At 68.7% G+C, this 9207-nt stretch carries 6 protein-coding genes and 1 rRNA gene; 4 read left to right on the forward strand and 3 right to left on the reverse strand.

Annotation, left to right across the window (positions count from 1 at the left end):
* Positions 1-95: 95 nt before the first annotated feature.
* Both MKK65_RS08945 and MKK65_RS08950 read right to left on the reverse strand, forming a co-directional pair.
* The gene (locus tag MKK65_RS08945; protein WP_243957105.1) at positions 96-1034 is read right to left on the reverse strand and encodes a LysR family transcriptional regulator; all 939 of its coding nucleotides are present in this window, start codon (positions 1032-1034) and stop codon (positions 96-98) included.
* A gap of 52 nt (positions 1035-1086) precedes the next feature.
* Positions 1087-2730 carry a GMC oxidoreductase gene (locus MKK65_RS08950; protein WP_243957107.1) on the reverse strand — a complete coding sequence of 548 codons (1644 nt, stop codon included), beginning with the start codon at positions 2728-2730 and terminating at the stop codon, positions 1087-1089.
* A 191-nt stretch (positions 2731-2921) separates the two neighbouring features.
* Between MKK65_RS08950 and MKK65_RS08955 the strand changes: the two genes are divergently transcribed.
* The 3 genes from MKK65_RS08955 to gluQRS are packed head-to-tail and all read left to right on the forward strand — an operon-like array spanning position 2922 to position 6153.
* Positions 2922-4958 (forward strand): PAS domain-containing hybrid sensor histidine kinase/response regulator, encoded by a 2037-nt coding sequence (locus tag MKK65_RS08955; RefSeq protein ID WP_243957109.1) that lies wholly within the window; start codon positions 2922-2924, stop codon positions 4956-4958.
* A 53-nt stretch (positions 4959-5011) separates the two neighbouring features.
* Positions 5012-5293: a hypothetical protein gene (locus MKK65_RS08960; protein ID WP_243957111.1), complete on the forward strand. Its 282-nt coding sequence runs from the start codon at positions 5012-5014 to the stop codon at positions 5291-5293.
* Positions 5290-6153, forward strand: a complete 864-nt coding sequence (gene gluQRS / locus MKK65_RS08965) for a tRNA glutamyl-Q(34) synthetase GluQRS (protein ID WP_243957114.1) — start codon at positions 5290-5292, stop codon at positions 6151-6153. The genes MKK65_RS08960 and gluQRS overlap by 4 nt, the downstream gene beginning before the upstream one ends.
* Positions 6154-6167: 14 nt before the next feature.
* Here gluQRS and MKK65_RS08970 read toward each other — a convergent pair whose 3' ends face one another.
* Complete coding sequence (locus MKK65_RS08970) at positions 6168-8201, reverse strand: M23 family metallopeptidase (RefSeq protein WP_243957116.1); 2034 nt, start codon at positions 8199-8201, stop codon at positions 6168-6170.
* 781 nt (positions 8202-8982) lie between these two features.
* Here MKK65_RS08970 and MKK65_RS08975 point away from each other — a divergent pair.
* Positions 8983-9207: ribosomal RNA gene (locus MKK65_RS08975) — 16S ribosomal RNA — on the forward strand; the annotation flags it as partial.

Consider the following 9207-nt stretch of genomic DNA (forward strand, 5'->3'; position numbering starts at 1 on the left):
AGCGCGCGATCGCCGAATGTAGCGTTTCCCTCGGTTGCTTCGCTCCAATCGCAATGACGGTTTTGGTTGGTGAAACGCGTTTATCGAAGCAACCGTCACAGCATCCCGAAGGCCGGCGCCTCGTTGGCGAGCCGCACCAGCAGGTCGCGCAGCCAGCGGTGGGCGGGGTCGCGGTCATAGGAGGCGTGCCACAGCATCGAGACCGCCACCTCGTCCAGCGCCACCGGCACCGGGCTGACCGCGAGCGACAACGCGCTGGCAAAAGAGGTCGCGAGCCGGGCATGCATGGTGGCGATCACCGGTGCGGCGCGGACGAGGAACGGCACCACGAGGAAGCGCGGCGTCGTCACCGCGAGAACGCGTGAGCGCCCGATCAGCGCCAGGGCGTCGTCCACCACACCATGAGCGGTCTCCCGCAGGGAGGTCAGCACGTGCGGGAAGCGCAGGTAGTCGTCGAGGCCGATCGGCGGCTGGAGCCCGATCAGGTCAGCGTTGAACAACACCACGTAGCTGTCCCGGTAGAGCAGCCGCTGCTTGTGGTGGATCTGCCCCTCCGAAAAGAACCCGATGGCGAGATCGACTTGGTCGGCATCGAGTTCGTCGAGGATGCGGGTCCGCTCGATGGAGCGCAGCAGCAAACGGATCCCCGGGGCCTCCCGGCGCAGCTCCGCGATCAACCGGGGCCCGAGCAAAACCTCGACGCTGTCGGGAAGGCTGATCGTGAAGCTGCGCTCAACGGTGGCCGGATCGAACCGCTCCTCCCGATGAACCAAAGCCTGCACCTGCCGCAGCGTCGCCCGCAACGGCTCGGCGAGCTTCAGGGCCCGGGGCGTCGGCCGCATGCCGTCGGGGGCCCGGGTAAGCAACTCGTCGTCGAAGAGGCGACGCAGCCGAGCGAGGCTTGAACTCATCGCCGACTGGCCGACGCCGATCCGGGCGGCCGCCCGGGTGACGCTGCGCTCGTCGAGCAGCGCATCCAGGGCAACCAGCAGGTTCAAGTCGATCCGGCTGAGATCGATGTGATCGATGGCCAAGGGCGGGACGATCGGTTCGAGGGCGATCCCCCTGTATAGCAGAGCGACACACTTACGCCGGAACGGGCTCCCTCGGCTCGGTGTGGTCGAACAGGCGCGGCGGGGCGATCTCGTCCGTGGCGCCCATCCGGTCGATCAGATGCTCGGCCACCCGCAGGGCATTGGCGATGATCGTCAGGGTCGGGTTCACGGCGCCGATCGACGGGAAGAAGCTCGCATCGGTCACGTAGAGATTGTCGAGCTCATGCGCCTTGCAGTGCCGGTCGAGGACGGAGGTCTTGGGATCGTCACCGAACCGCAGGGTCCCGGCCTGGTGAGCGGTGCCGCCGATCGGGACGTTCTTGCCGAGATAGAGCGACCGGTCGAACAGGTGCGGATGCATGTCCGTGAAGCTGCAGATCTCCTGCAGCTTGCGGCGCAGGCGCTTGTGCGCCTCGACGTTGGTCTCGGTGAGATCGAGATGGACCTTGCCGTCCTTATAATAGACCCGGTTCTGGGCGAGTGGGATATCCTCCGAGGTCAGCCAGAAATCGACGGAATGCTTGGCGATCCAGTCGAACGGCTTGTTGGGGAACCATTGCAGGAAGCCTGGCAGCCCCTCGCCGTGGATCTGGGCCCCGTCGGACTTGCCGACCATCTGGATGTGGCCGAGCGGAAAATTCCAATCGTCCTTCGGGTCGGGGTCGCCGAAGTAGAAGTCGTTGAGGCCGAGGGTCTTCTGGAAGCGGGTCGGGTTCGGCATCTTGGAGATCGCCAGAACCGTCGAGTTGTTGTGGCGCATGTAGTTGCGCCCGACCTGGCCGGAGCCGTTGGCGAGGCCGTCCGGGTGCTGGTCGCTGGCCGAGCGCAGCAGCAGCAGCGCCGAGGACAGCGCCCCGCAGGCCACCACGACGAGATCGGCCGAGGCCTCGAACGGCGCGTCGTCGCGCGTGCCGACCACACCGGTGACGCTGCGGCCGGTCGGGTCGGTGACCAGGCGTTCGACATAGGTGCGGGTCGAGAGCGTCAGGTTCGGGCAGTCGCGCAGGGCCGGATCGACCACCATGGTCTGGGCATCGGACTTGCCGTTGGTCGGGCAGGGGAAGCCGTCGAAGGATTCGCACTTGATGCAGGGGGAGGTGGAGACGGCCCGCCCGTCCTTCTCCACCAGACGCACGCCCACCGGCAGGTGGAACGGGTGGTGGCCGCTGCCCTTCAAGTCGTCGAACAATTGCTGGATCCGCGGCTCGTGCGAGACCGGCGGATGCGCGTAGGGCTTGCGTGACCAGGGCTCGGTCGGATCCTCGCCGCGCTGGCCGTGGACGTGGAACAGCTCCTCGGCGGCCTGGTAGTGCGGCTCGAACTCGTCGTAGCCCACGGGCCAGGCCGGGGCGATGCCGTCCTCGTGCCGAATGTTCGAAAAGTCCTTCTCGCGCAGGCGGAACAGGATCGAGCCGTAGAATTTCGAATTGCCGCCCACGTAGTAATGCAGGCCCGGCTGGAAGCTGTTGCCAGTCGAGGAATACCAAGTCTCTTTCGTCTGGTAGATGCCGTCGACGATCACCGCCTGGCTGTCCCAGTTGCGCGGCTCGCGCAGCAGGTAGTCGCCGCGCTCGATCAGGAGGATGCGCTTGCCCGTCTGGGCCAGACGCCATGCCATCGTCCCGCCGCCGGGGCCGGATCCGACGATGATCACGTCGTAATGCTCACCCGGCATATGTTCTATCTCCGTCCGGACCGTTTGTCCTGGCAGGCAACTCGCGAGCCGGACTTCGGATCGGGCTGCGACGACGTTTAGCATTCCGCAGCTCCGATCGGCGCAACCAGCGGTTAAGCGCTTTTCCCAACGCCGCCTTCAGCTTCCCCTGCGATCCTGCCCGGAGCCGGCCTGCAGCCGGGGAGGCAGCCATGGTCGTCAAGGATATCGCGCTCGTGCTGGCGCTGCTGATCGCGGCAGCCCTCGCGCTCGGCCATTGGCGGGCCCGGCGCTCCGATCCGGACGAGGCGGAGGCCGAGCGGCTGCACGACCGCATCTGGCGGATCAGCGAGAGCGAGGACCGCTACCGCGCCCTGGTGGCGGCCACCACGGAGGTGATCGTCCAGCGCGATGCCCGCGGGCGGATCACCTACGCCAACGACGCTTATGCACAGCTGCTCGGCCGCCCGGCCATCGATCTGCTCGGCGCGCAGATCGATCTCGAGATCCTGGAGCGGAGCGCGGTCGAGGTCGGCGAGGACGGGGTCCGCCGCATGGAGGCGCAGATCCGCTCGGTGGACGGCCAGGTGCGCTGGTTCGCCTTCGTGGAGATGCCGGTGGCCCACGGCGACGCGATGCACTGGCTGCGGGCCGGCCGCGACGTGACCGCCCGGGTCGAGGCCTTGCGCAGCCGCGATGCGGCGCTCGAACGTGCCGAGGCTGCCAGCGTGGCGAAGTCGCGCTTCCTCGCGACCGTCAGCCACGAGATGCGCACGCCGCTCAACGGCATTTTGGGCATGGCCGAGTTGGTGCTCGGCACGCATCTCGATCTGGAGCAGCGGACCTATGTCGAGGCCGTGCGCACCAGCGGCCAGGCCCTGCTCGGGCTGATCGACGGCGTTCTTGATTTCTCCCGGATCGAGGCCGGGCGCCTGGACCTCGCCGCCGAGCCCTTCGATCTGCCGGCGCTCGCCGAGAGCGTCGTCGAGCTCCTCGCCCCCCGGGCGCAGGACAAGGGCATCGAGATCGCCCTCGACGTCACCGAGGACTTCCCCCGCGGGCTCATCGGCGACGCCGACCGGGTGCGGCAGATCCTGATCAATCTCGCCGGCAACGCCATCAAGTTCACCGAGCGCGGCGGCGTCGGCGTCAGCCTCAGCTTTGCCCGCATGACGGGTGGGGGAGGGGAGGCGGTGCTTTCCGTATCCGATACCGGCCCGGGCATCCCGGCGGACCGCCTGCCGATCCTGTTCGAGGAGTTCGAGCAGGGCGACGGCAGCGCCAGCCGCAGCCATGAGGGCACCGGCCTCGGCCTCGCCATCACCCGCAGGCTGGTAACCCGCATGGGTGGCGGGATCGACGCGGATTCGCGCGTCGGCCGCGGCTCGACCTTCCGGGTCGTCCTGCCCCTGCCGGAAGCCGCGGGCGCACACCCCAGCCCTGCTCCGCTGCCGGGGCTTGAAGGCCAACGCTGCCTGATCGTGGCCGATTCGCCTTACCAGGCCCCCTACCTCGCCCGCAGCCTGTCCCGGGCGGGAGCAGCCACCGTCATCGTGGGAACCCTGGAGGACGGCCTCGACGCCCTGTCGGGCGCGGCCTTCGATGCGGTGCTGGCCGACCGGGCGTTGGGCGACGCCGCAGTCCGCCAGATCGCCGACGCCGCGCATGCCTGCGGGGTGCGTTGCAGCCTGGTCCTGCTCTCGCCCTTCGACCGCCGCGGCTTCGGGGCGCCGGGCGCGGCCGGGTTCGACGGCTACCTGATCAAACCGGTCCGGGCGCGCTCGCTGTTCGAGCGTCTGCTCGCCCCGCCGATCACGGTCGAAGCCGCCCCCGCCCCGGTTCCCGCCCCGGCGCGGACCGGGACCGGCCAGCGCGTCCTCCTGGCCGAGGACAACCCGATCAACGCCCTGCTGGCCACCCGCGCCCTCGAGCGCCTCGGCGCCGCGGTGGTCCACGCGGTCGACGGCGTCGAGGCGCTGGAGCGCCTGGCATCGGACGGGCCGTTCGACCTCGCGCTGATCGACGTGCGCATGCCCCGGCTCGACGGCCACGAGACCGCCCGCCGGATCCGCGCCGCGGAAACGGCAGGGGAGGGGGCTCGGCTTCACCTCGTGGCGCTCACCGCCAATGCCGGGAGGGAGGACGAGATTGCCGCCCGCGCGGCCGGTTTCGACGGCTTCTTGGCCAAGCCCCTCAACCTGAAGCTGCTGCCGGCCCTCCTGGAACGCCGCACCGCGCAGGCCGCCTGAGCCCGCCACGCCCGCGTTGACAGCCAGCCGCTCCCCGCGCCAACAGAAAGCCTATGTCGACAGACTCCTCCCAGCCGCCCGCACCGCGCTCGTCGAGCGGCGCCCTCGCTGCCTGGGGCATCGCGATCCTCGTGGTCGCAACGGTGCTTCTCGGTGAGCTCCTGCCCGCCCGGCACCCCGCCCCGGCACGCTCGGTGGCCGACGACCCGGCCTGCCTCGAATGGACCGACGGCTGCCGCGTCTGCCAACGCCTGGCCGACGGTCCTGCCTGCTCGCTGCCCGGCATCGCCTGCCAGACGGCCGAGCCGCGCTGCCTGCGCCACCGCGACGGTTGAAACCGGACGCGCCGATCCTCCGTTTCGCGCCGAGCCCGAACGGACGGCTCCATCTCGGCCACGCCTATTCGGCCCTGCTCAACGCCCGACTGGCGCGGCGGATGGGCGGCCTCTGCCGCCTGCGCATCGAGGATATCGATCCGCTCCGCTCGAAGCCGGACCTGATCGATGCGATCGTTGCCGACCTCGCCTGGCTCGGCCTGACCTATCCGGAGCCGGTGCGACGCCAGTCCCGCCACATGGAATCCTACCGGGCGACGCTCCAGCGTCTGATCGACCGCGGACTCGCCTATCCGTGCTTCTGCTCCCGCGGGCAGATCCGGGCGCGCGCGGGTGCCATGGCCGATACCCCGCACGATCCGGATGGCGCGCCGCTCTATCCCGGCACCTGTCGCGGGCTCGATCCGCCGATCCGGGCCGAACGCCTGGCCCGCGGCGAGCCGCATACCTGGCGCCTGGACATGGCAGCGGCCCTGCGCTGCGCGGGCGATGCGTTGGGCTACGAAACCTTCGACGCGGCCGACACGCGCTGGATCGCGGCCGACCCGTCCCGCTGGGGTGATGCCGTCATCGCCCGCCGCGACGTGCCGACGAGTTACCATCTGTCCGTCGTCCACGACGACGCGGCGGAGGGGATTACCCACGTGGTCCGGGGCCGCGACCTCGAAGCGGCCGCCGACCTCCACGTGCTGCTGCAATGTCTGCTTGCTCTTCCGACGCCGCGCTACCATCACCACGCGCTGATCCTGGATCCCGACGGCGAGAAGCTCGCCAAGTCCAGGGGCTCGCAGAGCCTCGCCGATCTCAGGCAGGCGGGCGTCACGCCCGAAGAACTCCGCGCCCGCCTTGGCTTCGCCTGAACCGACGGCTGCGCTCAGCGCACGGCGGCGTCGCGCTGCGCCAACGCCGTGGCGCTCTTTGATTTCAGCATGGTCGCGTCGATCTGCTCGCGCTGGCGCTTGAACTCGGTGAGCATCCGTCCGTCGAGCTCGCGGCCGCGCGGCACGCGGATCTTCATCGGGTCGACGAAGTGGCCGTTGATGATCACCTCGTAGTGCAGGTGCGGACCGGTCGAGAGGCCCGTCGAGCCGAGATAGCCGATGATCTGGCCCTGCCGGACCCGGACGCCTTCTTTCACCCCGCGGCCGAACCGCGACATGTGGTTGTAGGTGGTCACGTAGCCGTTGATATGCTGGATCTCGACGCGGTTGCCGTAGCCCGAGGTCATCTCGGCGCGGATCACCACGCCGTTGCCGGCCGCCGCGATCGGGGTGCCGATCGGGTTCGCCCAATCGACGCCGGTATGCAGCTTGGCGTAGCCGAGCACCGGGTGCATCCGATAGCCGAAGCCGGAGCGCATGATCCCGTCCGGAATCGGCTTGCGCAGCAGGAACTTCTTCAGGGACCGCCCCTGTTCGTCGAGATAGTCGATCGTGCCGTCATCCGGCGACTGGAAGCGGTAGACCTTGCGCGTCTCGCCCCCCAGCGTCAGGGCGGCATAGAGCAGGTCCGGCCGGTCGGCCCCGGCTTCGTCATCATAGGTGTAGAACACGTCGAGCCCGTCGCCGTTCGCGATCCGGCGCTGGAAGTCCAGGTCGTAGCTGAAGACCCGGACGATGTCCTCGACGGTGGCCCGCGGGAGGTCGTGGCGCGCGGCCGTCTCGTAGAGGCTCTGGTAGAGGCGGGGGCCGGAGCCGGAATCCTCCTCGTCATCCTCCCCGGAATCCGCCTGCGGCTGCGGCTTGGAGGAGGGGGTCTCCTCGGTCGGCGGTGCCACCGAGACGAAGGCACTCCGGTCGTTGAGCGCCGCGATGCCCTCAATGCCGTTCTCGCCGTACAAGACGACGCGGGTAACTTGGCGCGGATCGCCGGGATGGGGCCCGGGGGCGATCTGCACCCGCATCTGCTGGCCTTCCGGCAGCGCGGCCGTGCGGGATTTGCCGCCGAGCGCCGCAACGATCCCACGGATCTGCTCGTCACCCGCCAGGCCGGTGGCCTTAAGGATGCCCTCCAGGGTCTCGCCACGCTTCAGCGCGATGTCGCGCTCCTCCACGAGGGGCGCCTCGTTCGGCTTCAGCTCGACCTTGGCGACCTTGGTGACGTTTTCAGGCACGACCAGCACCTCGATCGCCCTGAACGGGTTGGCGTCCTTGGCGGTCGAACTCTCCGCATCGCCGCCGGCGGCACCCTGCTGGAGGGTGCGGGACAGGAGGATCTGCGGGGCGATGGGGATGGCCGCCCGGCGCCCGGCCTCGGCGGCGATCCGGCGCTCCTCCTCCACCTGCGCGGTCACGTCGTCGTCGGTGAGCGCCGGGGCGTTGGCGTCTATGGTCGCGTCCGCCAGGTCGCGCTTGACCACCGTGACCTCCGCCCCGGGCGCGTCGGCAGCCGCATCGGGGGCACGCTCCAACGGCTCGTCGGAGACGAACTTCATCGGGTCGAACCGAGGCAGCTCGCCGGCATACACCCCCGTCGTCATAGACAGGGGCGTGGTGATCCGCACGAAGGCCTTGGCCTTGATGATCTCGCGGTCTCCCAAACGGACCGTGACCGGCGCGCGGAAACTCTGCTTGGCCGAGGCGATCATGAGGTTGCGCACCAGCCGGTCACCCTTGCGGGCGAGGTTGGCGCCACTCTCGCTCGGTTGCGGCCGGGGCATGATCGTCGCCTTCTCGGGGATCGCTGCGAAGGAGACATCGCCCTGCAGGGAGACGTGGAGCGCCGCAGCGATCAGGCCCGCGCCGGTCAGACCTGTGAGAGTGCTGGCGCAAAGCCAACGGAGATTGACGGCGCGGCGATCGATCTGGGTCGCGTCCGCACCGAGAAGGTCGAGGGGCGCCTGGACTCCGCGGCCGACGCCGGGGGCGAGGGCGGCCACGTCGCCGATCTTGAGTCGCTCGCGCTTCACTCGAAGGTCCCGGAAAGACGACGGCGCACGGGGCTCTCGCTGGTCATGAGGGTCGACGGACGGGCACGCCCGCGCCGTCCGCACGCGGTCCGTTCATCTCGGGGGCCAGCTTGTCGAGATTGAGGCGCCACACCTCTCTACGCAGCGCGTGCCCGCGAGGGAATTCACGGCGACGAACCGAGAGGGGAGGGGGGTCGATCCGGACCGCCCTGCGAAAATGTTCCGACCGGTGTTGACGACCCGGGTTGGTGTGCGTATACCCCTGTTCATCGGCGCCGGCCGCGGAAGTGGACCGGGCGCTGAGGCATCTTCTGACAGGATCGGCGATTGACCGGCGGGTTTGCCGGGCGATAGTCTGTTTTTGTCCGATGCTGGCTTCGGGGTCGGGTTCGTTTCGGCGGGTTCGGCGGCGGGGTTGACAAGGGGATCGGCGGGCTCTAGACGCCCTCCACCGCTGAGGCGGCCGACCGGATGGTCTAGCCGGTATCACGGTTCTCCCAGTCGGACAAGCGGGTGATCGGGTTTCTGGCCCGGATCGTCGTTCTGTCGATGGCGGTCGGGTCACCGGTTCGCCTGGGTCTTTGACATTGTTGGATTTGAGGAAGGGAGACGCGGACGGCGTTTGTCCTTGCGGTCGGAGCTTTGGCTTCGACAAGTGAGAGACTAGTGCCGATCGTCGGATCTCTTTTTGAGCTCACCGATTTCGTCGCGCTGTGAAGCGCTGCGGGATCGATTGTGAGGCTCCGTCTGAGAAGTACGTGATCGGCCAGATCAATCTCTTCAACGTGAGAGTTTGATCCTGGCTCAGAGCGAACGCTGGCGGCAGGCTTAACACATGCAAGTCGAGCGGGCCCTTTCGGGGGTAAGCGGCGGACGGGTGAGTAACGCGTGGGAACGTGCCCTCTGGTTCGGAATAACTCAGGGAAACTTGAGCTAATACCGGATACGCCCTTTTGGGGAAAGGCTTGCTGCCGGAGGATCGGCCCGCGTCTGATTAGCTAGTTGG

Source organism: Methylobacterium sp. J-001 (assembly GCF_022829565.1).
Taxonomy (GTDB): Bacteria; Pseudomonadota; Alphaproteobacteria; order Rhizobiales; family Beijerinckiaceae; genus Methylobacterium.